The organism is Deinococcus marmoris, from assembly GCF_001949125.1.
GTDB classification, from domain to species: domain Bacteria; phylum Deinococcota; class Deinococci; order Deinococcales; family Deinococcaceae; genus Deinococcus; species Deinococcus marmoris_A.
The window spans coordinates 1-26527 of record NZ_MSTI01000029.1 but is presented as its reverse complement, the minus strand read 5'-3'; the positions used below and the strand labels follow the sequence as shown (position 1 = coordinate 26527).

The window sequence follows — 26527 nt, the reverse complement described above, 5'->3', positions numbered from 1 at the left end:
CCGCGCCCGCCGGTCTGGCGCTCGGCCACCACCACCGCGCCGTGCGGGGCCGGGTCCGCCGCGTCGTCGGCCCAGGCGCGGGCCTCATCCTGGGTGCTGCCCACGGTTCCCCGGTAACGCAGGGCCGCGCCCATCGTTCCGGTCCGGCGCACCAGCCCTGGCGCGGGCGTGCCGGGGGTCAGGGCGTATCCGGCGCGGGTAATCTGCAACGGAATGCCATCCTCCTGCAATCCGTGGGCCAGCGTGTTCACGGTCACGCGCCCCACGCCCAGCCGCCCGGCCAGCACCTCCCCGGACTGGGGGATGTCGGTCAGCAGCTCCAGCAGGCGGCCAGAAGTTAAGGCGAGGGGCATCTCGTTCAGTGTTCTACGGGTTTGGATGAACGAAATGCAAGAGGGGGAAAAGATCCCACACCACCCGACGTTCCATTTGCACCCCCAGCGCCTTTCCCAATCTGTGCCTTTGCTAGACTGATCCCATGACGATGGTGCGGCAGACCAAGCAGCGGGCAGCGGTGATTGAGGTGCTGCGGGCGGCGCGGTCCCACCCGGACGCAGCCTGGATTCACGCGCAGGTGCGCCAGACCCTGCCCAGCCTGAGCCTGGGCACGGTGTACCGCACGCTGGACGCCCTGGTCGCGGGCGGCGTGGTGGTCACGCTGGAACGCGCCGGACAGGCCACCCGTTACGACTACAAGCGCGCGGGCGAGGACCACCACCACGCGGTCTGCCGGGGCTGCGGCGCGATCTTTGATGTGGACGCGGGCGAACTGCCGCAACTGTCTGCTGCCGCGCTGCCCGCCGGATTTCAGGTGACGGATGTGCGGCTGGAATTTATCGGGATCTGCCCGGACTGTCAGACCGAAAAGATCAGCTAGAGCGGTACAACTGCGTTCAGGAAAAACTGTTTTGAACCCGCTCCCAACTGCACTAATGCGCCCCGGACTGGCGCGTAAGCTGGAGCATGTTTGAACTGCTGGCCGTTCTGGCGCTGATCCTGTCGTTCGTGGCACTGTCCCGCGCGGGGAAGGCGCAACAGCAGACCCGGTTCCTGGCCCAGCGCCTGCAACTGCTAGAAACCGGGTTGCAGGCGGCGCGGCTGCGAACGGCGGGTACGGAGGCTTTCACACCGACTGTGGCAGGGGTTGCGCCCGTTGACACGTGGCCCGGCGCACCTGTTTTCCCATCCAGTACACCCGTCTGGCCGGAAGATCAGCTCACAGGTCCAGTCCCGCCACTTGCCACGCCGCCAGCGCCGCCCAGAGCGCGCGGGCCGTCCTTGTGGGGGCCGCAGTTCAGCCGGGCGCGCATCAGCCTGATCGGCGGGCTGCTGGTGCTGGGCGGGCTGGCCTTTACGTTGCGGGCGCTGGGCGCTCCGGCGTGGACGCTGCTGCTGGCGGTCTTCGCCTTTAGCGGACTGCTGTATTTCAACGCGCGACGGGTGCCGTGGCCGGTATCCGGGGCGCTGCGCGGGCTGGGCTACGGCGTGGCGGCGCTGGGTGTGGGGAGCCTGTCCCAGCGGCTGCCGGGAGACTGGGGACCGGGGGCTGTGATGCTGGGCCTGCTGGGCCTGAGCGCAGCGCTGCTGCTGGACGCCCTGCGCCGCCGCGAACCCCTGCTGGGCGCGCTGGCGGTGGGCGGCGCGGCCCTGAGTACCTGGATGCTCACCGACGATCTGGGCCGCTGGTCCATTCCGGCGGCGGGCGCAGTCCTGTTACTCGCGGCGGTGGCGGTCTGGCAGGGCCGCGCGGACCAGAAAGCAGTTTCAGACATCTCAGCACAAGGGCTGGAGGACGGCGAGGCCAGCCCGGACGCCCCCACCTCCCGCTATGCGGCGCTGGCGCTGACGTTGGGCGCTGCTGGGGCCATGCCGCTGGGCTGGTTCATCGCCTCGCTCAGCCATGTGAGGGACGGCCTGATACCCGTGCTGGACGGTGAATTGGCACGCGGCACCCTGCAAACGGCCCTGCACCTGACCCCTGGCCCGCTGGGGCTGCTGCCGTGGCTGGCCTTCTGTCTGCTGGCGCTGGCCGTGCCTGTGGCCCTGCTCTCCTGGCTACGGCAGACGGCAGAAGAGGCCCCCCCAGAGAATCATCCCGACGGCGTATCGCTGGGCGCGGCCTGGGCGATCCTGGCCCCGCAGGTGCTGGTGGCGGCGGCAGTGGGCGCGGCGCTGGGAGACGTGCCGGGCGACGCAGGACTGAAGGGGGGCGCGCTGGCCCTGACCCTCGCCATTCTGGCGGCATTGCTGGCGGCGGCCCGGCTGGTCTGGACCCGGACGGCCTGGACCCGGACAGCGGCGCAAGCCTCAGCGCTGGCAGGTGCGGTGGCGGGCGGCCTTACGGCGAGTGCGGCGGGGGTGGCCGGGGCGCTGGCCCTGAGTGTGCTGGGGCCACGCACGGAACCTCTGGCACTGGCGGGAGTGGCCTCAGCGCTGCTGCTGGTGGGCCTGTACGGGCACAGCCGCTTCTGGCTGCGGGTGGGGACGCTGGGCCTGGGGTATACGGCGCTGTGGGGCATGGGCCTGACGCTGGGCCTCTCGCTGGGAGAAATAGTGTATCTCGCCCGCCCGGATGATCTGGGCCGAGCGCTACTGGGAGCCGCCCCCGCCACACTGGGTCTGCTGGCGGTGTGGCGGGTGAGCCGTGACGCCTGGGCCGCCGCGCCGCGCCCACCGAAACAGATCAGCGGCGCAGCGCAGGAGAAGAGCGAGGTCCGCCGCCTCCGTCCCCACCGGACGCCCACACTTCTGGCCGCGCTATGCAGCGCCGTACTGGCGGTGGCACTGTTGGCTGCCGGATCAGCGGTACTGGCAGGTGGGGTGCTGCTGGCGGCGGCGCTGCTGTGGACGCACAAGGCGGGCGAAACAGGCGGCAGCGGAGCAGGCGGCACCGTCCCCTTCTGGGTGGCCGCGCCCCTGGTCACGCTGGGCAGCCTGTTGCTGATCTTCAACGTGGACGCCCCTCAGACGCCATCGCTGCTGGTTGTGGGCATCGTGGTGGCCCTGCTGGCAGGTACGGCGCTGCTGCGGGCCACGCCGCGTGCCTTTGCCGAAGTTTCCCCGCGCCACCTCACCGAGAGCGTCGCCCTGATCCTGCTGGCCCTGGCGCTGGCCCGCGCCGCGCAGGAGTGGTGGCCCACGCTGGGGATTCCCGGCGGGCTGGCGCTGCTGGCCGTGCTGAGCGCGCCGCTGCGGCTGACCCTGAGCTGGGGCCGCGTGGACGCGCTGCTGGGCCTGGGCGGCCTGATTCTGCTGAGCCTGATCATGGCGGGCTGGCCGAACGACTCCGCCGCCGACTCCATGGCCGAAGCCGGACGCATGGGGGTGGCGGCCCTGGGCGGCGTGCTGCTGACCGCCGCATGGTGGCTGACCCGCACGGTGAGCGGCCTGCGGCTTCTCGCCACGCTGACCCGCCCCTTCGGAGGTCTCCCGCCCGGCGCTGAGGCCCAGCCGCCCGTCGCGGGGGCGCTGTGGCTGAGCGGCTGGGCGCTGCTCCTGCCGCTGGCCCTGGGCACACGCCTGAGCGTTCTGGAAACCGATCTGAGACCCTGGCTGATAGCCTCCAGTCTGGCCGTGCTGGTGGTGGGGCTGGTGGCCACCGTCCGGGCGCATCAGGCCGGAAGTGTGGGCGGGGCGGGCAGTCCGGGCGCACCGTGGGCCAGACCGCTGTGGACCGCCGGGCTGGCGCTGATCGCCGGGGCCGGGGTCAAGGGCGCGCTGCTGGACGCTTCCGCCTTTCCCAATTCGGCGGCGGGCCTGGGCATCGCCGTGCTGGTCACGGGTTTGAGCCTGCTGGCGGTGGCGATCCTGGCCCCCCGCCCGGCAGCCCCGGCCACAGCGGCAACGTCGCCTGAAGAACCGCTGGGCTGATACGAACGCTGCGCGAAACAGACGGAATCCGTATCACGCGTCGAAGAGAACCACTCAGCCCCCTTGCAAATAAAGCAGGAATGAGGCCGAGGCTGAGAAATGCCGGCCACTCTCCGGCATCCGTCCCGCCCCCCGCGCGCTACGCTGGCCCCCGTTATGACCGAGCCGCAGCCCACACCGCAGGAATTCCCAACTTACCGCGCTCAGGAATTCCTGCCGTCCTTTCTGCTGGGCTGGGGCATCGGCGTGCTGATCACCTTCGGCGTGCGCGCCCTGGCCGACGCGCTGCTGACCACCCCCTGCGAGGGCCGCACGGTCCTGGCGCTGATCGTGCCGCTGCTGCTGGGGCCAGGGGGCCTGGGCTTCACGGCGGTCAACTGGCGCAGTGCGCCACGGGCGGCGCTGGGGCTGGGGCTGGTGGTGTCCTCGCTGCTGCCTGCGCTGTATGTGGGGGCGCGGGATATCTCGGCGTTGCGCGGCAGCGGCTGTGCGGGCGGGTACGTCGTCATCGCCCCGGCGGGCGGGGAATCCATTTCCAGCCTGACCCTGCGGATCGGCGAATCGCGCCAACTGACCGGGCGCATCGGCGGCTTCAATGTCAGGGATTATCCCGGCGAATTTAAGTTGAACGGCCAGGGCAGCGCCACCGGTATCGTCGTGACCGTGCCCAAGACCACTGTGCGCGCCGGAGAGGTCTTTCCACTGACCGTGACCATCCAGCCGGGAAGCGGCATCAATACCTACACGGTAGGCGTGCAGGCCACCACGGTCAAGAATGGACGGACGGTCAGCGCGGACGGCACGCTGGAACTCAACGCACGCCCCGCCGAGGGACAGTAAACCCAGGCTCAGCCAGCGAGAACGTCCGGCTGTCCATAACCGCTCGCTTTCCCCTGTCCTTCCACCCTGACCGCCTGCCACACTGCCCGCTGCCAGGGTGTTACGTTAAGCCGCGTGAACGTGACCGAGGTTTCCAGCATCGCCCTCCAGACCTTTTTGACGATGCTGGTGGTCATGGACCCGATTGGCCTCGCGCCCATTTTTATCGGGCTGGCGGGCAACCGGCCCAGCTTCGAGCGGCGCAAGGTGGCCCTGAAAGCCGCGCTGGTGGCCGGGGGCATCATCCTGGTGTTCGGGCTGGTGGGCCGCGCCCTGCTGGAACATCTGGGCATCAGCCTCAGCGCCTTCCGGGTGGCGGGGGGCGTGCTGCTGTTTCTGATCGCGCTGGACATGGTCTTTGCCCGGCCCAGCGGCAGCAAGGAAACCGCTGAGGAAGGCGCTGAGGCCCAGGAGCGCCAGGACATCAGCGTGTTTCCGCTGGCGATTCCGCTGATCGCCGGTCCCGGCACACTGGCCTCGATCATGATTCAGGCCAACACCGCGCACGGCAACCCAGTGCTGCTGGCGGTGGTGTTTCTCGTGACCGCCTTCGTGCTGGCGCTGTGCTATCTGGCCCTGCGCCTGAGCGGTCAGATCGCCCGCGTGATCGGCGTGACCGGCGTGCATGTGGTCACCCGCGTGCTGGGCGTGCTGCTGGGCGCGCTGGCCGTGCAGTACATCGCCGACGGCGTGCTGGAACTGTTACGCGGCGGGCTGCGGACAGGGTGAGCTGGGTTGTGGGCAGTAGGTTATAGGTTGTGGGGAAAGCATAAAAGTGCTGATTCGTGATCTTTTCCCACAGCCCACGACCTACACCCCACAACCCTCCTGAGCCATTGCGCTTACTCCTGCGCGCCCATCAATAGGCGTCCAGGCACAACATGGTTCTGACCCCCACGCCGTAGAATGCGGGGCATGACAGTCAAGGGCAGGGTGGAAGAACTCGGGCGACCATCTCACGGCATCACGGCGGCTGACGACAACCTCAGCGCGCGCGTGGTGCCGGACCTGAACGCGCCGCGCGTGCTGGTGCTGAACGCGTCCTACGAACCGCTGCATGTCACCAGCACCAAACGGGCCATCACGCTGCTGCAATACGGCGTGGCCGAGGTGCTGGAAGACAGCGGCGACGTGATCCGCTCGCCCAGCACCACCCTGACCGTCCCCAGCGTGATCCGCCTGCGCCGCTACGTGCGCCGTCCGCGCGTCCATCCGGTGCCTTTCAACCGCCGCAACGTCCTCAGGCGCGACACCTTCGCCTGCCAGTACTGCGGCGCGTCCGAGGAACTGACGATGGACCATGTCATGCCCCGTTCGCGTGGCGGGCGGCACAACTGGGACAACGTGGTGACCGCCTGCCGCGCCTGCAACCAGCGCAAGGGGGACCGCACCCCCGACGAGGCGGCCATGCCTCTGCGAACGCGCCCGCATGCCCCGACGTTTGGCGTCTACGCGCACGGCCAGTTCGCCCACTGGCAGCCGGAGTGGGCGCAGTACATCCGCTGAGGAGGCTGTGGACTGTGGGTTGTAGGACGTAGGAAAAACGCAGAGGACGCCGATGAAAGGTCTTCGGTCTTTTCCCACACTCCACAACCCACGGCCCACAACCCAATTACACTGTCCCCCATGAACCGCGCCCAGGCTTACGCCCTCATGCTGGAACACACCCCCTCGGCGTCGCTGCGGCGGCACATGCTGAATGTGGAGACCGCCATGCGCTGGTACGCCCGCCACTGGCAGGAGGACGAGGAGCAGTACGCCGTGACCGGGCTGCTGCACGACTTCGACTACGAACTGCACCCCGGCGAACATCCGACATGGGGGGTGGAGTATCTGCGTGCCAACACTGACGCGACGCCCGAGGTGCTGGACGCGATCATGGGTCACGCGGCCTACACGAACACGCCGCGCACCACCCGACTGTCTCAGACGCTCTTCGCGGTGGACGAGCTGACCGGGTTGGTGCAGGCGTCGGCGCTGGTCCGCCCGGACGGCGACGTGCGGCAGATGGAGCTGAAAAGCCTGAAAAAACGCTTCAAAAACCGTGCCTTCGCAGCCGGGGTCAACCGCGACGAAGTGGAACAGGGGGCGCGCGAACTGGGTGTGGAACTGGACGAACACATGGAAAACGTGCTAGCCGCGATGCGGGAGATGCCGGAAACCCCGGCGGAGTAGGCATCAAAAAAGCCCCCTTGACATAGGTGGGGGCTGGGTGAGAGAGACCGCAAAAGCAGTTTTCTACAGGCGTGGCGGAAAACGCACGAAGGTCAGCCAGAAGTTCTCGAAGGCGCGGACGGCGTGCAGGAAGTTCTCGAAGCCCACCGGCTTGACCATGTAGCCGCTGGCGTGGCGCTCGTAGGAACTGCGCACATCCTCGTCGGCCTGACTGGTGGTCAGCATCAGCACCGGGATGCTGCCCAGCCCGGCGTCGGTCTTGATCTCACGCAGCACTTCCAGGCCGTTCTTGCGCGGCATGTTGATGTCCATCAGGATCAGGTCCGGGCGCGGGGAGCCGGCGTACTCGCCCTCACCGCGCAGAAAACGCAGCGCCTCCACGCCGTCGCGGGCCACGTGCAGGCGGTTGGGCACGCGGGCTTCCTCGAAGGCTTCCAGGGTCAGCAGGATGTCGGGTTCGCTGTCCTCGACGAGAAGAATCTCGACCGGGCGCATGTGGGGGGCAGGGGCAGTTTCAGGCATGGTGGGGGTCTGTGGTCGGTGCGGGTCCTGCATCTGATGGGTGGGAATCTGAATCTGGCGGGTGGGACTCTGAAGGCGGCGCGGCGGCGGGCAGCGTGAAATGAAAGGTGGTGCCGTGGTCCGGGGCAGGCAGCGGCGTGGATTCCAGCCACAGCGTCCCCCCGTGATGCTCGACGATCTTACGACAAATCGCCAGCCCCATTCCGTTCCCGGCGTAATCCTCGCGGCGGTGTAGCCGCTGGAAGATGTCGAAGACCCGTTCCTGGTACTCCAGCGCAATGCCGATGCCGTTGTCCTGCACGGTGATATGCACCATCTCGCCGTCCTGGCGCGACTCCACCCGCACCCGCACAGGCTGGCCCGGCGCGGTGAACTTCAGGCCGTTGCCGATCAGGTTGGTCAACAGCGGAGCGATCAGCGGCGCGTGGGCCAGCACGGCGTCGGGGGTGTCCCAGCTCAGGCTGGCCTCCCCTTGCTCGCCCTCCTCGCCGTCCACGTTGCTATGCAGTGCGGCCCCCACGCTGTCGGCGGCAGCCCGCATGGCGTCGTCAAGATTCAGCGGTGTGGGCACGCTCTCGCCCCGGCCCACCCGCGAGAATTCCAGCAGGTCCTGGATCAGGCCACGCATCCGGCCCACTGCGTCCTGCATGAACCCCAGGTAGCGGTCCGCGCGGTCATCGAGCTGGCCCTCGTAGCGCCGCCCCAGCAGCTCGGCGTAGCTGCCCAGTGTCCGCAGCGGCTCTTGCAGGTCATGGCTGGCGACATAGGCGAACTGTTCAAGATCGGTGTTGCTGCGCTCCAGATCCTCGATGGCCTCCTGCAACTGGCTCTGGGCACGCAATCTCTCGGTGATGTCCTGCACCATCAGCACTGCGCCGGTCACCGTGCCCGCCGCCGAGAACAGCGGCGTGACCACGCTTGCCACCGGGACCGCGTGCCCCTGGGCGTGCCACAGCACATCGTGATCCAGGCGGCGGGTCTGGCCGTCGCGCAGGGTCTGGTGGACCGGACAGTCTTCGGGCGGGTACGGCGTGCCGTCGGCGCGGCTGTGGTGGATCAGCGTGTGCTGCTGGCTGCCGATCAGGCGCTCGACGCTGTAACCCAGCAGCCGCCCCGCCGCCGGGTTGGCGAAGGTGGTGCGGCCCGAGGCGTCCAGCCCAAACACGCCCTCGCCCGCAGCGGTGAGCAGCAGCGTGGAAAAGCGCGTGACCTCGGCCAGTTCCTGGGTGCGGACCGCCACGCGGCCTTCCAGTTCGGCGTTCAAAGCTTTCAAGGCCACCTCGGCCCCCCGCATGGCGCTGACATCGGTGTAGGCCCCGATCCACTCGCGCACGCTGCCGTCGGCACTGCGCAGCGGCACCGCGCGAATCTGCATGGGCACATAGACGCCGTCCTTGCGGCGCAGGCGGTGTTCGATATCGTGGGGCTGCCCGCTTTTCAGCGCCTCTGCCCACCCCCGCATGGTCTGGTCACGGTCTTCAGGGTGAATCGCCTCGATGGCCACCGCCGGATTCAGGGCCTGTTCGGCGTCCTGTCCGGTAAAAGCCTGCCAGTCGGGTTGCGGTCCAGAGAAGTTGCCCAGCTTATCCGTCGTGAACACGATCTGCGCGGTGGCCTCCACCAATGAGCGGAAGCGTTGCTCGCTGCGGCTCAATTCCTCGCTGGTGTGGCGCTGAACGGTCACGTCGGCAAAAACGGTGGTGACCTGTTCGGGCCGGTCCAGGCCCGGCGCGCGGCGCGGAATGGCCGTGACCTTCAGCCAGCGCCACTGCTCGGCGGCGGGATGATAGACGCCCATCGGCACGTCCAGCAGGGGCTGCCCGGTTTTCAGCGCCACGATGGCCGGATGGGTCTCGCCGGGAAAGGACTTGCCGTTCGGGTGGATGGCCCGCCAGCGCGGGTCCAGCGAATCGCGCCCGGTCAGTTGGTCAGGGCTGAGACCCAGGATGGCCGCCGCCGAGGCATTGGCGTGCAGGATCTGGGTGTCTGCCCCCTGCACGGTCATGCCCAGACCCATGCGGTCCATGATGTCCAGCGCGACTTCCAGCGGATCATGTGATTCCCGGAAATGCAGCAGCGCGGCCCCAGGCCCAGCGGGGGTCACGGTGGCCAGCGCCGGGGCCACCGCGCCGGGCATGGTCACCGACAGGCGCGACGATGTGCCCCTTAAAGCCAGCGCCGTCGCGTCCCGCAGGGCCTGGGCAGCGTCGGGCAGAAACAGGGCGGTCCAGTTCTGAGCCTGCCCCTCCACTGCCCCCAGGCGTTCACGCGCGGCGGCGTTCAGTGCAAATTCGCCGCCCGCGCGCACCCAGACGGTGGGATCGGGCAGGGCCGACAGCAGCGCGGCGGCGTCCACCCCGGAAAAGGGGGCGGCAGCGTCGGCGGAGGAACCAGTGGCAGTATTCATGTCAGGTGAGGCAGCCTAGAGGGGTCGTTATCAAAAGAGTGTCACTCCGGGCAGAGCTGAAGGGTGGGCCAGACGCACGCGAGCTGTCCATCCATTTGCCGCTCCAGCAACGTTGGACATGAAAGGCCGCTGTTGTGCCCATAGTTCTTGAACTCGCAGTTCTGGCACTTACAGCTCTGGGATTCACAAGGCTGAAAGTCAACGCTCTAGCCGCGCAGGGCGTAGCCAACACCGCGCACCGTTCGCAGCAGGCCATAGCCGTCCAGATCGCGCAGCTTGGCCCGCAGGTTGGCCATATGCACGTCCACCACGTTGCTGCCTTCGGGCAGGCGGCCCTGCCAGATTTCCTGGCCGATCTCCTGGCGCGAGTAGACCCGGCCCGGCTGGCGGATCAGCAGCGCCAGGATGTCGAATTCCTTGGGCGACAGGCGCAGTTCCTCTGCCTTGTAGGTCACCAGACGCTTCTGAGGGTCCAGGGTCAGGTCGCCCATGCTCAGGCTCTCGGTGGTGCGCTGGCGCAGTTGCACCTTGACGCGGGCCAGCAGCTCGTCGGGGTGAAAAGGCTTGATCAGGTAGTCGTCCGCGCCCAGGCCCAGCAGGCGCACCTTCTCGTCCACGGTGTCGCGGGCCGTCAGCACGATGATCGGCACGGCGCTGTTCTTGCGAAGGCGCTGAACCACGTCGCCGCCGTCGAAATCGGGCAGGCCCAGGTCCAGCAGGATCAGCGCGGGATGGTCTTCACGGGCCTTGATCAGCCCGTTCATGGCCGAATCGGCATGCTCGACCTCGAACCCGGCGTCGGTCAGGTCCATTTTCAGGACGTTGGCGATGTCCAGATCGTCTTCGATGATCAGAATGCAGGGAGAGGTCACATCTTCATAATACGCCTTAATCGCGTCTGAAGAGAGTTTGAACACGGGGCCATCGCGGGAGGGCCGCCCACACCCCTGTGATGGATCAGCCCCGCCCAGTTTCTGGCCCTGAACTTCCAGCACCGGGACTGAGCAGGTCCAACTCAGGGGAGGGAATCTTCGTACCCGATACGCAGTGCGTCAGCTTCCAGTGGGATTCAATTCAGAGTTTCAAGCGCGATCTGCATGGCGAGAGCAGAAGACACGCTGAAAAAGGTGCGGCCAGTCGTGACATCAGCACGTCGGTGAAGCGAGGTTTTCACCGCCGCCAGTCAGCGGTTTCGGCCTATCTCTGCTCAGATTCGGATCACCGGGAGCCTGAGCGATGGCAGCGTCTGACAGGCCCCTGATCAGTCTTCCTTGACCGTCATGATGCTCAGGCCCGCGTCCACGTACATGGTCTGACCCGTCACGCCGCTGCCCAGATCGGAGAGCAGAAACAGGGCCAGCTTGCCCACTTCCTGAGACGTGGCATTGCGGCCAAACGCGGCGTTGCGCGCGCCCTTGTCGTACAGGCCACCAAAACCGGGAATGCTGCGGGCAGCGATGGTCCGCATCGGCCCGGCACTGATGGTATTGATTCGGATTTCACGGGAGCCGAAGTCGGCGGCCAGGTAGCGGGTGGCGGCTTCCAGCGCCGCCTTGGCCACGCCCATCACGTTGTACTTGGGGACCACCTGCTGCGAGGCGTGGTAGGTCAGGCTGACCACGCTGCTGCCCTCGCGGAAAAGCGGCTCGGCGTGGCGGCAGATGGCCACCAGCGAATAGGCGCTGACGTGCAGAGAGGTGTTCCAGTCTTCCGGCGTGGTGTCCACAAAGCGGCCCTCCATCGCGTTACGCGGCGCGTAGGCGATGGCGTGGACCAGATAATCCAGCCCGCCGAACTCCTCTTTTGTGCGGGCGAACAGGGCGCTCAGGTCCTCCTCGGAAGTCGCGTCGGCCTGCTGGGTCCATACGCCCTCCCGGTCCTTCAGCAGCTTGTCCAGTTCGCCCTTCAGGCGCTCGCCCTGGTAGGAAAAACCCACCCGGCAGCCTGCCGTCAGCAGTTGCTCGGCAATCGCCCAGCCCAGGCTGCGTCCGTTCGCCACGCCCATTACCAGGGCCGTCTTGTTACTCAGGTCAATTTGCACGCTCATCTACAGCAGACTTTAGCGCCGCTGGGCGCAGAGAGGTTGGAGTGGGTGCAATCCCAGGCGCGGCGATTGGTCCCTGTCATCCCCCGGATGGGGGCGGAAGCCGTCAGAATCCAGTGAGACATGCAAAGGGATACTGAGCAACTGATGCTGTTGACCACACCACATCTGCAAACGCCGCACGCCTTTACGACGCGTGCCGGGGGCGTTTCCGTGGGTCCATACTGTGCCGAAACAGGTGGGGGGCTGAACCTGGATGACCGCGAGGACGACGCGGAAATGGTGGCCGAGAACCGCCGCCGTCTGGCCGCCGCGCTGGACTTTGGCCCGACTGCCTTTGCGCGGCTGGATCAGGTGCATGGAACGGAGGTCATCACGGTGGATGGTCCCGGAGTCTGGACCGGCGACGCGCTGGTGGGTGCCACACCCGGCGTCTTGCTGGCGATTGGCACGGCGGACTGCTACCCGCTGCTGCTGGAAGACTCAGAGGCGGGCGTGATCGGCGCGGCCCACGCGGGCTGGAAGGGCACGCTGGGACGCATTGCAGAGAAAACGGTGCGGGCGATGTGCGAACTCGGCGCGCGGCCTGAACGTATCCGCGCCGCCGTCGGCCCCGGCATCTGCGGCGAGCGCTACGGCGTCGGCATTGAGGTGGCGGCGCAGTTTACACAGGCAGGTCTGGGCGACTTCGTGCTGACAGGAGAGGAACAGCCTCACCTCGATCTGGCAGGCGCGAACCGGGCAGTGCTGCTGGGCGCAGGCTTGAGCGAGGACAACATCTGGCTCAGCGGGCGCTGCTCCACCGAGGCCGACTTCTACTCCTATCGCCGCGACGCCGGGAAAACCGGGCGAATGTGGGCGGTCATCGGCCTGAACACTGGGGGAACGGCATGAGCCTGCTGCGCCCCGACGATCTGATCGACGATATCCAGAGCCTCACGCCTGAGTTTCTGGCGCGGCGAGGGCTGCGCGGCTTGCTGCTGGACCTCGACAATACCCTCGTTCCCTACGGCAGCTACGAGGAAGCCGCCGCCGCCGGGATGTTCCGCTGGGCACGTGAACTGCGCGATTCGGGGATTGGCATGTACCTGCTGAGCAACGCCACCGGACGCCGCGCCGCGTTCTGGCTGGAGCGGCTGGGCTTTTCCGGGGTGGGACTGGCGGGCAAACCGCATCCGCGTGCTTACCGCCGAGCGCTGGCCGAGCTGGGCCTGCCTGCGCATCAGGCGGGCATGGTGGGCGATCAACTGTTCACCGACGTGCTGGGCGGCAATCTCAGCGGAATGCACACCATTCTGGTGCGGCCCATCGTCAGCAATTCACTGCCGCACACCCGCGTGGCGCGGCAACTCGAACGGGTGGTTCTGCGGAGGTACGGGCATGACTGGAAGACCTGAGACTCATCTTTCCCCGCACATTTCCTCTCACATTGCCACCCACACAGCACCCGCCCACCAACCACACGACTTCGGTCTCAACCGCTTTGATCTGCACGGCAAGGAGGAACGACATGCCACTTTCTATCGGTGACCGCCGACTGGGCGCGATTCTGCTCGAACAGGGCTACGTCAACGACGGCGATCTGCAAAAGGCGCTGGTGCGCCACTCCGAAGTCGGCGGACGGCTGGCCGAGATCCTGATCGACACCGGCTTGGTGGGGGAAAAACGCATCGCGCGGGCCATTGAGGAAGCGCTGGGGATTCCGCTGGTCAACCTGCTGGCGATCACGCCGGACCCGGCAGCGGTGGCGGCGATTCCGGCCCAGACGGCGCTGAATTTGCAGGCCATCCCCTTTGCGCTGGAAAACGGCGTGCTGCGTGTGGCCCTGGTCGACCCGCTGTCCAGTCTGGCGCTGGAAACGCTGGAAGACGACAGCAACCTGCCCATCGAGCCGTATCAGGCGCTGCGCGAGCAGGTGCTGTGGGCAGTGGCCACGCACTACCCGGAACTGGGACTGACCCCGGTCGCGCCCGCCGATTTTGGCGAGGAGGGGCCGGGCGGGCAACTGGGCCAGGCGCTGATCGCGCGCGGACTGGTCACCGACGCCCAGCTTCAGGTGGCCCTGGACGCCCAGCAGCAGACCGGCGAGGCGCTGGGCAACACGCTGGTGGCCCAGAAGGCCATCACGGAAGACCAGCTCTATGAACTGCTGGCCGAGCAGAGCGACGTCATCTACCTGAAAAATCCGCGCGACTTCCAGCCCGCAGAGGACGTGCTGGGCAGCATGCTGCGGGCCGACGCGCTGCGCCTGTCTGCCGTGCCCGTCGACGAGACCGATGAACATGTGGTGGTGGTCACCAGTGACCCGCGCAAACGCGACGACATCGCCGCACTCATCGGGCGGCCCGTTCAACTGATCCTGGCGCGGCCCGGCGACCTAGAATTCCTGACCGAGCGCTTCTACCCGCAGCGGGGCCGGCTGGGCGAGCAGATGGTGCAGGAAGGCACCCTGTCGCGCCAGCAACTGCGTGAGGCGTTGCAGGTGCAGGCCCGCGCGGGCAAGGTCAAGCCGCTTGGCGAGGTCATTCTGGACCTGGGCTTTGCCGACGCCAGCGCGATCGACAGCGCCCTGCAAAAGCAGAACGTGGGCGGCGGACGGCTGGAAGACACCCTGGTGCAGTCGGGCAAGCTGTCGCCGGAGATGCTGGCGCGTTCGCTGGCCGCGCAACTGGGCTACGAATTCCTCGACCCGGTCCAGAACCCGCCAGACGCCAAGGTGGCCCTGCTGATTCCCGAGCCCACCGCGCGGCGCTACGGCGTGGTGCCGGTCCGGTTGCAGGGCGAGTCGCTGGTGATCGCCATGAAGGACCCGCGCAACGTGTTCGCGCTGGACGATCTCAAGCTGATCACCGGACGCGACATCATCCCCGCCGTGATGGCGGAAAAGGACATCGTCCGGCTGATCGAGCGCTACTTCGGCAACCAGGGCATGGCGGACCTGAACCAGCGCCTCCAGACCGAGTCCCTGCAACGCGAGAAGGATGCCAAACGCGGCAACGACGTCGACGTGAACGCCGGATTCGACGACAACGCCGTGGTCAAGGTGGTGGACGGTCTGATCCGCGAGGCGGCCTTGCAGGAGGCCAGCGACATCCACATCGAACCCACCGAATTCAGCCTGCGTATCCGCTACCGCGTGGACGGCATCCTGCGCGAGCAGAACGAGCTGCCCAAGGGAGCGGCCCAGAGCATCCTGGCGCGCATCAAGATCATGGGCAACCTCGACATCTCCGAGCGGCGGGTGCCGCAGGACGGACGGGTGCGTTTCAAGAAGGGCAGCATCGACATCGATCTGCGTCTTTCCACCCTGCCCACCGTCTACGGCGAGAAGGCCGTGATGCGACTGCTGCAAAAGGCCAGCAACATCCCCGAAGTCGAACAACTGGGCTTCAGCGACCACAACTTCCAGCGCTATCTGGACGTGATCGACAAGCCCAACGGCATCTTCCTGATCACCGGGCCGACGGGTTCGGGCAAGTCGTTTACCAGTTTTTCCACCCTCAAGCGCATCGCCAAGCCGGAGAAGAACACCACCACCATCGAGGACCCGGTGGAATACGAGATTCCGGGCATCATCCAGACCCAGGTTAACCCGGTGGCGGGCCTGACGTTTGCCCGCGCGCTCAGGGCCTTTTTGCGGCAGGACCCCGACATTATCTTCGTGGGGGAAATCCGGGACACCGAAACGGCGAAAATTGCCGTGGAGGCCGCCCTGACCGGTCACCTGGTGCTGGCGACGCTGCACACCAACGACGCACCCGGCGCCATCGTGCGTCTGGAAGAAATGGGCGTGGAGCCGTTCAACATCAGCGCCTCGGTGGTGGGCGTGCTGGCCCAGCGCCTGGTCCGCAAGGTCTGCCCCGATTGCAAGGCACCCACCAACGCCGACCCGGACGTGCTGCGCCGCCTGGGCATCACCGACCGCGACCTGCGCGGCGCACAGCTTCAGCGCGGCGCGGGCTGTGCGCGTTGCGGCGGCACCGGCTACAAGGGCCGCATGGGCATCCATGAGCTGATGGTGGTGGACGAACCGCTGCGCGTGGCGATCGGGACAGGCAAGCCCGCCAACGAAATCCGCGACGTGGCCCTGGAGAAGAGTGGCATGAAAACCCTGCGCCAGGACGGAATCGAGAAGGCCCTCAAGGGCATCACCACCCTGGAAGAAGTGCTGGCCGTGACCAGCAACTAGCCCCGGATCTTCTGCTCGACTCTCCGACTTTCAGACCCTGAGATCTTTTGACCCTCCGAAGGAGCAACCCCCATGACCCAGCCCTCCGCCGACATCACCGACATCCTGCGAACCGCCGCCGAGAAGGGCGCGTCCGACGTGATCCTGACCGTGGGCATGGCCCCGCAGTTCAAGATCGACGGCGTGTACGGCCCGCAGGGTTTCGCCGATCTGGTGCCCACCGAGACCCGCAAGCTGATGTACTCGATGATGAACGAGAAGCAGCAGCGCACCTTCGAGGAACGCCGCGAGCTGGACTTTTCTTTCGCGCTGGGGGACCGCGCCCGCTTCCGCGTCAACTGCTTCATGCAGCGCGGCAACGTGGGCGGCGTGATGCGCCTGATCCCCACCAAGATCAAGAGCGCCGCCGAGATGGGGCTGCCGCAGAGCGTCGTCGATATCGCCAATGCGCCGCGCGGGCTGGTGCTGGTCACCGGGCCGACGGGTTCGGGGAAAAGTACCACGCTGGCGGCCATGCTGGACTACATCAACGCCAACAAGAAGCTGCATATCGTGACCATCGAGGACCCCATCGAGTTCATGCACTCCCACAAGCAGAGCATCGTCAACCAGCGCGAGGTCGGCTCGGACACCATGAGCTTTGAAAACGCCCTGCGCGCGGTGCTGCGCCAGGCCCCCGACGTGATTCTGGTTGGGGAAATGCGCGACCACGAGACGATCAAGGCCGCCGTGACGGCTGCCGAAACCGGACACTTGGTGATGGGCACGCTGCACACCAACAGCGCCCCGGAATCCATAGACCGCATCGTGGACGTGTTCCCGGAGGAGCAGCAGGAGCAGATCCGGGTGCAGCTCGCCAACAACCTGGTGGCGGTGATGACCCAGCAGTTGCTGCCGCGTCTGGACGGACAGGGGCGCATCCTGGCCTACGAGCTGCTGATCGCCAACCCCGCCGTGCGCGCCCTGATCCGTGAGGGCAAAACGTACCAGATCACCAGTGTGATGCAGACCGGCGCACGCGAGGGCATGGTGACGATGGACGCCTTCCTGGCCAATCTGTACCGCCGCCGTCTGATCAGTTTCGACGTGGGGGCCTCGCGCTCCATCGATTCCAAGGAATTTGCCCGCCTGGCGAACGACGCGGGGGGGGCCGCCGCCGGGAATCAGCCACAGGCCAGCTACACACCGCCGTCCGCCAGTTCCCCATCCGCCGCATCTGCCAAGGCCACGAGTTGGGGCGAGACGGGGCGCGGCGCGGCCACCAGCACGCCGGAAACCGGAGGCTACGGCGGTGCGGCCACCCTCGGCAGAAGCAAGCGCTGATCCGGGTGGCGTTAAATTCCAGAACATACGGGAAAGCGCCGTATGTTCTTCCATACCACGCAACCAGCACTTTTTGCTTCTCCTTTCAGTCGGGTTGAAGTGAGGACTTCAACCGCAATTGGGATGATCCCCAGTAAAAGACGGAAAAGCCGCCCCACCAGTTGACTGGCGAGGCGGCTTTTCCGTGTTCGAGACTTTGTTCGAGCTTAAGCGCCCGGCTGGGTCACGCTCTTGCCCGTGCTGGGCGGCATGGTGGGCTGAGTCCCTTCCGGCTTGGGCAGCAGCAGCAGGTTCAGTACGTCGCCCACGCGCTCGGCAGGGTGCAGTTTCAGGTCACCGCGAATGCTCTCCGGCACGTCCTGAAGGTTGGGTTCGTTGTCCTTGGGAAAGATGACTTCACGGATTCCGCCCTGGTGCGCGGCCAGCAGCTTTTCCTTGAGGCCGCCGATGGGCAGCACCCGCCCGCGCAGGCTGATCTCGCCGGTCATCGCCACGTCCATGCGAACCGGGCGTCCGGTGATGGCGCTGATCACGGCGGTGGCAATCGTGATGCCCGCGCTGGGGCCGTCCTTGGGCGTCGCGCCGTCAGGGAAGTGGACGTGCAGGTCCATGTTCTTGTGGAAGTCGGGGTCCGCGCCGTACTCGGTGGCGTGGGCGCGCAGGTAGGCGACTGCCGCCCCCACACTTTCCTTCATCACGTCGCCCAGACTGCCGGTCATGCTGATCTTGCCGCTGCCGGGGGTGGCGAGGGCTTCCACCAGCAACATGGTGCCGCCCACGCTGGTCCAGGCCAGACCCTGCGCCACGCCCACCTGCGGTTCCTTCTCCATCTTGTCGGGGCGGTGCAGCGGCACACCCAGGTAATCGGAGACCTGTGGGGCGTCGATGATCTTCAGGCCCTCCCAGGGCTGTTCCAGCAGTTGACGGGCAGCCTTGCGCGCCATCTTGCTGATCTGGCGGTCCAGGTTGCGCACGCCACTCTCGGCGGTGTATTCCTCGACAATGCGGTTCAGCGCGGCGTCGGTGATTTCCAGCTTGCCCAGCAGGCCGTGGCTCTTGATCTGGCGCGGCACTCGGTAGCGGCGGGCAATCTCGACCTTCTCCACCTGCGTGTAACCGGGAATCTGGATGACTTCCATGCGGTCCAGCAGCGGGCGGGGAATGGTCTGGAGCGTGTTGGCCGTCGTGATGAACATCACCTGCGACAGATCGTAGGGGACTTCCAGGTAGTGGTCCTGGAAGGTGTGGTTCTGTTCGGGGTCCAGCACTTCCAGCATGGCGCTGCTGGGATCGCCGCGCCAGTCGCTGCTCATCTTGTCGATCTCGTCCAGCAGGATCACCGGGTTGGTGACGCCCGCGTTCTTCATCGACTGGATGATCCGCCCCGGCATCGAGCCGATGTAGGTGCGGCGGTGGCCGCGCACTTCCGACTCGTCGCGCACGCCGCCCAGGCTCATGCGGACGAACTTGCGGTTGAGGCTGCGGGCGATGCTCTTGCCCAGCGAGGTCTTGCCCACGCCGGGAGGACCGACCAGGCACAGGATCGGGGCGCGCAGTTCGGCGTCGTCGGTGCGCTCCTCGGCGGTGCGTTCCTTGCGCTGCTCCTCGGTTTCCTCGTCCTTCTGGGTCAACTGACGCACGGCCAGGAATTCCAGGATGCGGTCCTTCACGTCGTCCAGCGCGTAGTGATCATCATCCAGGATGCCGCGCGTGCGGGCGATGTCCAGCACTTCCTCGTCGCGCTTGCTCCACGGCACGTCCACCAGCCAGTCGATGTAGTTGCGGACGACGGTGCTTTCGGGACTGCCGCCGGGAGTGCGTTCCAGGCGCAGCAATTCCTTGAGGGCCTTTTCCTTGACCGATTCGGGCATTCCAGCCTCTTCGATCTTCTCGCGCAGGGCCTCGACTTCCGCCGGGCCGTCCTCGCCGCCGCCCAGTTCCTTGCCAATCGCCTTCATCTGCTCGCGCAGGTAGTACTCGCGCTGGTTGGCGTCCATCTGCTCCTTGACGCGCCCGGCGATCTTCTTGTCCATATTGAAGCGCTCGGTGTCGCGGGTCAGGAGCTTGAGGGTGGCTTCCAGGCGGGCACGCAGGGTCACGGCTTCCAGGATTTCCTGTTTTTCCTCCGGGGTCCAGGTGGCGTGGTGCGCGACCTGATCGGACAGCGCGCCACCGTCGGTCAGGGCTTTCATGCCTTCGAGCTGGTAGTTGTCCAGGCGCAGGTTCTTGTTCTGGCGCTGGTACTCCTCGAAGGCGGACTTGACCTCGGTAGTCAGCACCACGGCATCGCGGCTGTCGTCTTCGGGGGTGGGCTGGGTCTCGGCGCGCACCCGCATGTAGGGGGCATTCACCTCGTCCTGCACGGCGGCGCGCTCCTGGGCCTCGATCAGCACCTGATAGGTGTTGTCGGGCATGCGGACGACCTGCTTGACCACGGCCAGCACGCCCATATCGTACAGTTCGGCCTTGGTGGGATCGTCGGTGCGGGCGTCCCGCTGGGTCAGCAGCAGCACGCGGCGGTCAGAAGCCTGCGCCTCGTCCACGGCGCGCTTGCTCTTGGGACGGCCCACGTCCACGTTCATGGTGACGCCGGGCAGGATCACGATGTTTCTCAGTGCAACTACGGGAAGTTCCCAGATCATTTTTGCTCCTTGGAACTGTCGCCGCCGTGACGGGACAGATGAATAGATCAGCTTAACGCGGGGCCACCTCAGAAAACGACACCCCCGCAGGGTGTCCCAGGATTCTAGGAGTCACCGCGCGGGGATGCTGTAAGCTTCGTTGCGTTTTATGCAGACTTCTTGAGTCCCTTCGACTCAAGTAATTCCAGCGGAGCATCAATATTCTCGCCGTCGAAGCGCAGTTCCTTCAGGCCGGGAAAGGGCAACTCGAACAGCAGATCGGTCATCGCTTTCTCCAGCACGGCACGGAGGCCACGCGCCCCGGTCTTGCGCTCTTTTGCGCGGTGGGCGACTTCTTTCAGGGCGGATTCGGTGAAGCTCAGGTCCACATCCTGAAAGCCGAACAGTGCCTGATACTGGCGGATGATCGCGCCCTGCGGCTCGGTCAGGATGCGGATGAGGGCGTCCTCGTCCAGATCCTGAAGCTGCACCACCAGTGGCAGGCGGCCCACGAACTCGGGAATCAGGCCGTACTTGACCAGATCCTCGGGCAGGAAACGCAATTCGGCCTTCTCCTCGCCCTTGTGTTCCGCGCCGAAGCCCACCGCGCGCACGTTGGTGCGGCTGCGCGCAATCTCGGACATGCTCTCGAAGGCCCCGCCCACGATAAAGAGGATGTTCTTGGTGTTGACCTGCACCAGTTCCTGCTGCGGGTGCTTGCGGCCCCCCTGCGGCGGCACCTGCGCCACGGTGCCCTCGATGATCTTTAGCAGGGCCTGCTGCACGCCCTCACCAGACACGTCGCGGGTGATGCTGGTGCCTTCCGACTTGCGGGCGATCTTGTCGATCTCGTCGATGTAGATGATTCCGCGCTCGGCTGCCGCCACATCGTATTCGGCGGCCTGGAGCAGGCGCACGATCACGTTTTCCACGTCGTCGCCCACGTACCCGGCTTCGGTCAGCGTGGTGGCGTCGGCGATGGCGAAGGGCACTTCCAGCATCTCGGCCAGCGACTGCGCCAGCAGGGTCTTGCCCGTTCCGGTGGGGCCGACGAGCAGGATGTTGCTCTTCTGGAGGTTCACGTCCGGGTGCGCCAGACGCTGATAATGGCTGACCACGGCCACCGCCAGGGCTTTCTTGGCCTCGTCCTGACCGATCACGAACTCGTCCAGGTACGCCTTGATTTCCTTGGGGCTGGGCAGTTCTTCCAGCACGAACTCGCTGCCCGCCTTCTTGTTCTGCTTGACCAGTTCGGCGGCGCGGTCCGTGCATTCGTTGCAGATAAAGGCCGCTCGGCCCGGAGCCTCGATCAGTTGCGCGATCTGGGGGTGCTGCCGCCCGCAGAACGAGCAGCGGTCCCCGTTGCCTGCTTTGGTGGTCATGCGCCCACCTCTTCGATCTGGCGGGTGTTCTCGATCACGCTGTCGATCAGGCCGTACTTCATGGCCTCATCGGCGGACATGAAATAGTCGCGCTCCATGTCGCGCAGCAGTTTTTCGTGCGGCAGATCGGTGTGCTTGTTGTAGATGCCCACCAGACGGTCACGCAGGTGCAGCACCTCCTTGGCCTGCACCTCCAGATCGGGGGTGTTGCCCCGGAAGCCCGCCGAACCCTGGTGAATCATGATCCGGCTGTTGGGCAGGGCCATGCGCTTGCCCCTGTCCCCGGCCATCAGCAGCACGCTGCCCATGCTCATGGCAATGCCCACACAGATGGTGGACACGGGCGCTTTGATGTAGCGCATGGTGTCGTAGATCGCCAGCCCGGCGTAGACCTCGCCGCCGGGGCAGTTGATGTACATCTGGATTTCCTGCTCGGGGTTCTGGCTGTCCAGCAGCAGCAATTGCGCCACGATGCTGTTCGCCATCTGCGACTCGATGGGCGTGCCCACAAAAATAATCCGGTCCTTCAGGAGGCGCGAGTAGATGTCATAGCTGCGCTCGCCGCGCCCGGTCTGCTCAATCACGTAAGGAATGATGCCCATACGCGCGATTATAGGGCGATAGGGCAGGCGAAACGTGGGGGCGGCTGCGCTGGGCGTCGCTCAGAGTCTGGATATCAAGCCCCGGCGATCAATGCTCATCCTGTAGCGGCAGAATCTCCAGCCGCTTTCCCGTGTTCAGTGCGTAACGCCAGGCTTGCAATTCGTGCGGGTATCCAGTCTGATCGTCCTTCCCGGTAACGATAACGGTCTCGCGGTTGTCCGGCGTCAGAAAGGCGTTGACGGCATACCGCCCTTTCTTTGCCCACAGCGGATCGTGAATGGCGCGGAGCCGCTGACCCGTCGCCGCGTCCCACACCTGAAGGGTGTTGCCGATGGCGTAGAGCAGTCGCCCGTCCCGGCTGCGTGCGGGTATGAGGTCATTGGCCACGCCCTGTAAGGTGTACAGAAACTGTGCGTCACGATTCAACACGTCCAATCGGCAACCCCACTTTGCGAGCGTGGTGGTCACGCACGCCAGGAACCGGTTTCCAGGCAGCGCCACCCAATCATGGGTTGTGTTGCGCGCGTCGTAACCCTCAGCCACGTTTCGGCGGTATTCGGGGTCTGGCTCAGCGGCGATGGCGTCCAGCGTGAGGGCTGCCACCTTGCCCGTCCGCAGATCTAAGCGGGCAATGGGTACGCTGGACGAATAGGGCTGGCTTCCGTCTGGCACGGGCGTGGTGTATACCACGTCTCCCAGGCGCGAGACATAAACGGGCAGGCCCCCAAATGTCGCCCAGATGGTCTTGAGAGTCAGGTTCCAGCAGCGTGTCGTCTGTGCCACTCCTACCGTCGTAGTCACGCAGGGGCCGTACCCAGTAGGCCAGGCCCGCACGAAGCCGCTGGGGACGTTCAGGGTAGCCAGGGGCTTTTCCTGCGCGTCTTCTACTACAAGCTGTACTGGCTTTGTCGTAGTAGCAAGATTCACGCGCAGAAAGAGGTTCCCTGAGAGCGGTACGGTCTCTGGTCGGGAGCGAGAATAGTATGTGGGCAGCACGCTGAGCGCCCGTCCATCGGCAGTTTGCAGACCGGCGGCGGTCAGGGTGGCTGTCTGTTGCTGCTCGGGAAGCCAGACAGTGACGGCAAAAGTCGTTCCCAGTCCCAGCAGGCCGACGGTCAGCAGGAAGTGACGAAGCATGGCATCAGGCTAGGGGATGAGACTGCATGGCATCAGGCTGGGGGATGAGACTGATGGGCGCGTCCGACTTTGGTCACGGGAATGGCGGGATGGGTGGGGGTGAAGTCAGCTTCTGGGCATCATAAGAAGGTTGCCCGCCCAGATCAGCAAGAAGCAGACGCTTCCGGCAATCAGAGCCAGCAGCATGTCCTTAAGGGGCCAGACGAACGCTGCGGCTGACTGCCCCACACGCGCCCTGTCGCCCACCTCCTGTCCGTGACCGTCGAAGGCTCCCCAGGCGAAAATTCCACTCAATGACCAGAGAACAACTCCCGCGATGTTCAGGGCCGAAACTGTCCCGTCCCACCCCCGCTGGGTGACGAAATAGGCAAAGAGGGCCGCCAGGACAGAGGCTCCCAGGCCATACAGAACGCCGTGCAGAAGCAGGGTGAAGAAAAAGGCCAGACGCGTTTGAGGGGTGACTGAGCTTCTTTTGGAGCGCTGCATAGCAGGCAGTATGCAGCTATTCAACACGCGGATTGGCTCTATTTGTCTTGATCTTCTCTCGCTACTCCTAGCAAATGCAGACATCAGACAAGAAAGAATGAGGCCAGCACGCGACTGGCCCCACTCCGATACTTCTTTCCTCAATCCACAATCAAAGGAATCAAAACAGGATTGCGCCCCGTCACCTTCCGAACAAACCGCCTAACGGCCCCGTACATATCGTCGCGCACGTCTTCCAGGCGCTTCTTGTCGCGGGTGCCCTGTTCGATGGCTTCCAGGGCCACCTTGCGAATCTGGTTGTCCAGATCGCGGTTGGCGCGCACAAAGCCGCGCGAGACGACTTCCACATGCGGCGTCGGGTGCAGCACGGCGGTCATGATCAGAATGCCTTCCTGGCTCATGTTCACGCGGTCCAGCAGCACGTCGTCGCCGATGTCGCCCACGCCCAGACCGTCCACGTACACGGCCCCAGCAGGAACGGTGCCCGTGACCTTGAACTCGTCGGCGCTCAGTTGAATCACGTCGCCGTTCTTGGCGATCAGCGTGCGCTTGGGCGGACGGGGAAGCGTCTGCGCCAGCTTGGCGTGGTTGATCTGGTGGCGGGGTTCGCCGTGCCAGGGCAGGAAGAACTTGGGCCGCGCCAGATTCAGAATGGTGGCCAGTTCTTCCTGGCTACCGTGGCCGGAGGCGTGAATCTTGTAGGCGGGCGGGTAATACACGTCCACACCGATCTCGTACAGGCGGTTGATGACCAGATTGACCGCTTCCTCGTTGCCGGGAATCGGGTTGCTGGACAGGATCACGCTGTCGCCCCGGCGCAGGGCGATTTTGGCGTGGTTGCCAAACGCCAGACGCGAGAGGACGCTCATGGGCTGGCCCTGTGACCCGGTACAGATGTACAGCACCTGCTGGTCCTGCATCCCGGCCACTTCATCGTTGGTCAGGAAGGGATCGGGGGCGGTCATGTGACCCACGGCCTGCGCCACCTGCGCGTATTTCAGCATGCTGCGGCCTTCCATGATCACGCGGCGGCTCTGGCGGTGGGCGATGTTCAGGATGTTCTGAATCCGGTTGACCTGCGAGGCGAAGGTGGTCAGGAACACGCGGCCCTTGCAGTTGGCGATCACGTCTTCCAGATTCACGGCAATCTCGGCCTCGCTGGGGGTGCGGCCCGGACGCTCGGCATTGGTGGAATCGCTGATGAGGAGCAGCACGCCGTCCTTGCCCGCCTGCTCAATGCGGCCCAGGTCACTCAGCTTGCCGTCGGCGGGGTGTTCGTCCAGCTTGAAATCCCCGGTGTGCAGCACGCGCCCCGCAGGCGTGGTCAGGATGTACCCGGCATTGTCGGGAATCGAGTGCGTCATGCGGAAATACTCGATCTCGAAGTGCTTGCCGATCTTGAACTTGGCGTTCAGATCCACCTCGCGCAGATCAGTCTCGTGGTCCTTGATGCCAAATTCGGACAGCTTCTCGCGCACCAGGCCCAGCGTCAGCGGCGCACCGTAGACCGGGACTTTGGGTAAGCGGGGCAGGATATAGGGCAACCCGCCGATGTGATCCTCGTGGCCGTGGGTCAGAATCCAGCCCTTGATCAATCCGGCGTGCTGTTGCAGATAATCGATGCGCGGGATGATCAGGTCGATGCCCATCTGGTGCGAGTCGGGGAAAGCCAGCCCGGCGTCCACCACCATGATCTCGTCTTCATAGCGGTAGGCGGTGATGTTCTTGCCGATCTCGCCCATCCCACCGAGGGGAATTACTTCCAGGTGGGGGGTCTTGGTGTCGTCTGGTTGGGTCATTTGAAAATCTCCGTGTGATGCGGCCCGGAAGGGAGCCAGTCATATTGAATGCAGCGGTGGCCCAGAAAATGCGGCCTGGAGGCAGTCAGGAAGGGTCTCTCTCAACTGCTGCGGTTGTGTCGCCCGTCTCCAGCTCTGCTGAGCCGAAATCATGGCGCGATGGACGCAGGCTAGCACGGCGGGCGCGGGCACACTGGAGAGACCCCCCGCTGGACACCACCACCCGCCATCTGATACGGACTCCGATTAATTTGTACAGAGAGGCCACCAGTGGAACAAGGTGTGCTGCGTGATGAGATCGGGTTGGGTCTCCAGCCAGGCGCACCGTTCTCCGAGTGCGTCCTAGAGTTCAGCGAGTGATTCAAAGCAGCGGTTGGCCAGTGGCTCGTCCGTCAAGTTCCAGGCGCGTTCTACTGGCTGCAATTCTGGCGAATAGGGTGGCAGGGTCACCGTCTCCAGGCCAGGGGGATGTCCCTCCACTGGAGGGACATGAAATCCCGCGCCATCTTCAACGAGCACAATGTGATGGTCTGGCCCTGCCCCCAGACTGGCCGCAAACGCGGCAGTCACGAGTTGGTAAGCGCGTTTGGTGACCTCTGGGACCAGCCAGAACTGGCTGGCTCCGCTCTCAGGGCAGACGAAGGCATACAGATACAGCCATTCATAGCGTGGCTGGACGGGCCGGGTTGCCGGGTGACCCGTGGGTGTCCAGACGGGCCGCGTGATGGGTTGGAGGCCAATGCGATGTTCATCCATGGCCCACAACGAGACGTGATGGTGGAGCCGCTCCGCTGTGCGAAGCCGCTCCACTAGGATTTTGATTTGAACGCTTCCTGGTCGGCTTCGTTGCCCCCGACATGTCGGGGGCGTGGACGCTGGGGCGAGAACCCGGCCAGTCGCATGAACTCATAGGTGCGGCCCAGGTACACCGTTTTGCCAAAGTGCTCCTGAATCCAGTCCTGAACCATTTTGCCGCTCCAGACGATGCCCTGGTCAAAATCCTCGCGCAGACGGGCGGCGAACTGTTGCTGCTCCGCCTCGGTCAAGACCGAGGGCGCGCCTGGATTGTCGGCGCGGCCATCCCCCAGAC

General features: G+C 65.5%; 22 protein-coding genes and 1 pseudogene. 10 read left to right on the top strand and 13 right to left on the bottom strand.

Annotated elements, in window-relative coordinates:
* Positions 1-353 (bottom strand): annotated as a pseudogene (locus tag BOO71_RS04500) (bifunctional biotin--[acetyl-CoA-carboxylase] synthetase/biotin operon repressor); the annotation flags it as partial.
* A gap of 125 nt (positions 354-478) precedes the next feature.
* On the opposite strand from BOO71_RS04500, the gene BOO71_RS04495 reads away from it, so the two are divergent.
* The 6 genes from BOO71_RS04495 (at position 479) to BOO71_RS04470 (ending at position 6924) form a co-directional block, all read left to right on the top strand.
* A complete protein-coding gene (locus tag BOO71_RS04495; RefSeq protein WP_075830780.1) occupies positions 479-877 on the top strand; it encodes a Fur family transcriptional regulator in 399 nt (132 codons plus the stop codon).
* Positions 878-963: 86 nt separating this feature from the next.
* Positions 964-3870, top strand: a complete 2907-nt coding sequence (locus BOO71_RS27610; RefSeq protein WP_075830779.1) for a hypothetical protein — start codon at positions 964-966, stop codon at positions 3868-3870.
* A 156-nt stretch (positions 3871-4026) separates the two neighbouring features.
* The gene (locus tag BOO71_RS04485; RefSeq protein ID WP_075830778.1) at positions 4027-4710 is read left to right on the top strand and encodes a hypothetical protein; all 684 of its coding nucleotides are present in this window, start codon (positions 4027-4029) and stop codon (positions 4708-4710) included.
* Positions 4711-4824: 114 nt separating this feature from the next.
* Entirely contained in the window at positions 4825-5478 is a 654-nt protein-coding gene (locus BOO71_RS04480; RefSeq protein ID WP_075830777.1) for a MarC family protein, read from the top strand.
* Positions 5479-5664: 186 nt separating this feature from the next.
* Positions 5665-6255 carry an HNH endonuclease gene (locus tag BOO71_RS04475; protein ID WP_254843016.1) on the top strand — a complete coding sequence of 197 codons (591 nt, stop codon included), beginning with the start codon at positions 5665-5667 and terminating at the stop codon, positions 6253-6255.
* Between the two features lie 120 nt (positions 6256-6375).
* Positions 6376-6924 carry an HD domain-containing protein gene (locus tag BOO71_RS04470; protein WP_075830776.1) on the top strand — a complete coding sequence of 183 codons (549 nt, stop codon included), beginning with the start codon at positions 6376-6378 and terminating at the stop codon, positions 6922-6924.
* A 63-nt stretch (positions 6925-6987) separates the two neighbouring features.
* Here BOO71_RS04470 and BOO71_RS04465 read toward each other — a convergent pair whose 3' ends face one another.
* The 4 genes from BOO71_RS04465 to BOO71_RS04450 all read right to left on the bottom strand — a co-directional run bounded on the left by BOO71_RS04465 (position 6988) and on the right by BOO71_RS04450 (position 11900).
* Positions 6988-7446, bottom strand: a complete 459-nt coding sequence (locus BOO71_RS04465; RefSeq protein WP_075830775.1) for a response regulator — start codon at positions 7444-7446, stop codon at positions 6988-6990.
* Positions 7439-9853: a PAS domain-containing sensor histidine kinase gene (locus BOO71_RS04460; RefSeq protein ID WP_075830774.1), complete on the bottom strand. Its 2415-nt coding sequence runs from the start codon at positions 9851-9853 to the stop codon at positions 7439-7441. The genes BOO71_RS04465 and BOO71_RS04460 overlap by 8 nt, the downstream gene beginning before the upstream one ends.
* Before the next feature lie 206 nt (positions 9854-10059).
* On the bottom strand, positions 10060-10725 hold the full coding sequence (locus BOO71_RS04455; protein WP_039685678.1) for a response regulator transcription factor: 666 nt from the start codon (positions 10723-10725) through the stop codon (positions 10060-10062).
* Between the two features lie 389 nt (positions 10726-11114).
* On the bottom strand, positions 11115-11900 hold the full coding sequence (locus BOO71_RS04450; RefSeq protein ID WP_075830773.1) for an enoyl-ACP reductase FabI: 786 nt from the start codon (positions 11898-11900) through the stop codon (positions 11115-11117).
* A gap of 120 nt (positions 11901-12020) precedes the next feature.
* Between BOO71_RS04450 and pgeF the strand changes: the two genes are divergently transcribed.
* From pgeF to BOO71_RS04430, 4 genes are all read left to right on the top strand, one after another.
* A complete protein-coding gene (pgeF, locus tag BOO71_RS04445) occupies positions 12021-12791 on the top strand; it encodes a peptidoglycan editing factor PgeF (protein ID WP_075830772.1) in 771 nt (256 codons plus the stop codon).
* Positions 12788-13294 (top strand): YqeG family HAD IIIA-type phosphatase, encoded by a 507-nt coding sequence (locus BOO71_RS04440; RefSeq protein ID WP_075830771.1) that lies wholly within the window; start codon positions 12788-12790, stop codon positions 13292-13294. The genes pgeF and BOO71_RS04440 overlap by 4 nt, the downstream gene beginning before the upstream one ends.
* Before the next feature lie 113 nt (positions 13295-13407).
* Positions 13408-16086, top strand: coding sequence for a type II/IV secretion system protein (locus BOO71_RS04435; RefSeq protein WP_075830770.1), 2679 nt, complete (start codon positions 13408-13410; stop codon positions 16084-16086).
* A 72-nt stretch (positions 16087-16158) separates the two neighbouring features.
* Positions 16159-17409: a type IV pilus twitching motility protein PilT gene (locus tag BOO71_RS04430; protein WP_075830769.1), complete on the top strand. Its 1251-nt coding sequence runs from the start codon at positions 16159-16161 to the stop codon at positions 17407-17409.
* 206 nt (positions 17410-17615) lie between these two features.
* On the opposite strand, the gene lon is transcribed toward BOO71_RS04430, so the two are convergent.
* The 8 genes from lon to BOO71_RS04390 form a co-directional block, all read right to left on the bottom strand.
* The gene (gene lon, locus BOO71_RS04425; protein WP_075830768.1) at positions 17616-20051 is read right to left on the bottom strand and encodes an endopeptidase La; all 2436 of its coding nucleotides are present in this window, start codon (positions 20049-20051) and stop codon (positions 17616-17618) included.
* A 146-nt stretch (positions 20052-20197) separates the two neighbouring features.
* A complete protein-coding gene (gene clpX, locus BOO71_RS04420; protein WP_075830767.1) occupies positions 20198-21412 on the bottom strand; it encodes an ATP-dependent Clp protease ATP-binding subunit ClpX in 1215 nt (404 codons plus the stop codon).
* On the bottom strand, positions 21409-22014 hold the full coding sequence (gene clpP, locus BOO71_RS04415; protein ID WP_075830766.1) for an ATP-dependent Clp protease proteolytic subunit: 606 nt from the start codon (positions 22012-22014) through the stop codon (positions 21409-21411). Before clpP ends, clpX begins: the two co-directional genes overlap by 4 nt.
* Before the next feature lie 88 nt (positions 22015-22102).
* A complete protein-coding gene (locus BOO71_RS04410) occupies positions 22103-23152 on the bottom strand; it encodes a hypothetical protein (protein WP_075830765.1) in 1050 nt (349 codons plus the stop codon).
* A gap of 105 nt (positions 23153-23257) precedes the next feature.
* Complete coding sequence (locus BOO71_RS04405; RefSeq protein ID WP_075830764.1) at positions 23258-23638, bottom strand: hypothetical protein; 381 nt, start codon at positions 23636-23638, stop codon at positions 23258-23260.
* A 140-nt stretch (positions 23639-23778) separates the two neighbouring features.
* Complete coding sequence (locus tag BOO71_RS04400) at positions 23779-25437, bottom strand: ribonuclease J (protein ID WP_075830763.1); 1659 nt, start codon at positions 25435-25437, stop codon at positions 23779-23781.
* A 342-nt stretch (positions 25438-25779) separates the two neighbouring features.
* Positions 25780-26247 (bottom strand): IS630 family transposase, encoded by a 468-nt coding sequence (locus tag BOO71_RS04395; protein ID WP_254843015.1) that lies wholly within the window; start codon positions 26245-26247, stop codon positions 25780-25782.
* On the bottom strand, positions 26247-26527 hold a 281-nt coding region (locus tag BOO71_RS04390; RefSeq protein WP_075830762.1), incomplete at its 5' end, for a winged helix-turn-helix domain-containing protein. The genes BOO71_RS04390 and BOO71_RS04395, both read right to left, overlap by 1 nt.

Coding starts and splice junctions, on each gene's coding strand:
- BOO71_RS04495 (WP_075830780.1), top strand. CDS start 479: ATGACGATGGTGCGGCAGACCAAGCAGCGGGCAGCGGTGATTGAGGTG.
- BOO71_RS27610 (WP_075830779.1), top strand. CDS start 964: ATGTTTGAACTGCTGGCCGTTCTGGCGCTGATCCTGTCGTTCGTGGCA.
- BOO71_RS04485 (WP_075830778.1), top strand. CDS start 4,027: ATGACCGAGCCGCAGCCCACACCGCAGGAATTCCCAACTTACCGCGCT.
- BOO71_RS04475 (WP_254843016.1), top strand. CDS start 5,665: ATGACAGTCAAGGGCAGGGTGGAAGAACTCGGGCGACCATCTCACGGC.
- BOO71_RS04470 (WP_075830776.1), top strand. CDS start 6,376: ATGAACCGCGCCCAGGCTTACGCCCTCATGCTGGAACACACCCCCTCG.
- BOO71_RS04465 (WP_075830775.1), bottom strand. CDS start 7,446: ATGCCTGAAACTGCCCCTGCCCCCCACATGCGCCCGGTCGAGATTCTT.
- BOO71_RS04460 (WP_075830774.1), bottom strand. CDS start 9,853: ATGAATACTGCCACTGGTTCCTCCGCCGACGCTGCCGCCCCCTTTTCC.
- BOO71_RS04450 (WP_075830773.1), bottom strand. CDS start 11,900: ATGAGCGTGCAAATTGACCTGAGTAACAAGACGGCCCTGGTAATGGGC.
- pgeF (WP_075830772.1), top strand. CDS start 12,021: ATGCAAAGGGATACTGAGCAACTGATGCTGTTGACCACACCACATCTG.
- BOO71_RS04440 (WP_075830771.1), top strand. CDS start 12,788: ATGAGCCTGCTGCGCCCCGACGATCTGATCGACGATATCCAGAGCCTC.
- BOO71_RS04435 (WP_075830770.1), top strand. CDS start 13,408: ATGCCACTTTCTATCGGTGACCGCCGACTGGGCGCGATTCTGCTCGAA.
- BOO71_RS04430 (WP_075830769.1), top strand. CDS start 16,159: ATGACCCAGCCCTCCGCCGACATCACCGACATCCTGCGAACCGCCGCC.
- lon (WP_075830768.1), bottom strand. CDS start 20,051: ATGATCTGGGAACTTCCCGTAGTTGCACTGAGAAACATCGTGATCCTG.
- clpX (WP_075830767.1), bottom strand. CDS start 21,412: ATGACCACCAAAGCAGGCAACGGGGACCGCTGCTCGTTCTGCGGGCGG.
- clpP (WP_075830766.1), bottom strand. CDS start 22,014: ATGGGCATCATTCCTTACGTGATTGAGCAGACCGGGCGCGGCGAGCGC.
- BOO71_RS04410 (WP_075830765.1), bottom strand. CDS start 23,152: ATGCTTCGTCACTTCCTGCTGACCGTCGGCCTGCTGGGACTGGGAACG.
- BOO71_RS04405 (WP_075830764.1), bottom strand. CDS start 23,638: ATGCAGCGCTCCAAAAGAAGCTCAGTCACCCCTCAAACGCGTCTGGCC.
- BOO71_RS04400 (WP_075830763.1), bottom strand. CDS start 25,437: ATGACCCAACCAGACGACACCAAGACCCCCCACCTGGAAGTAATTCCC.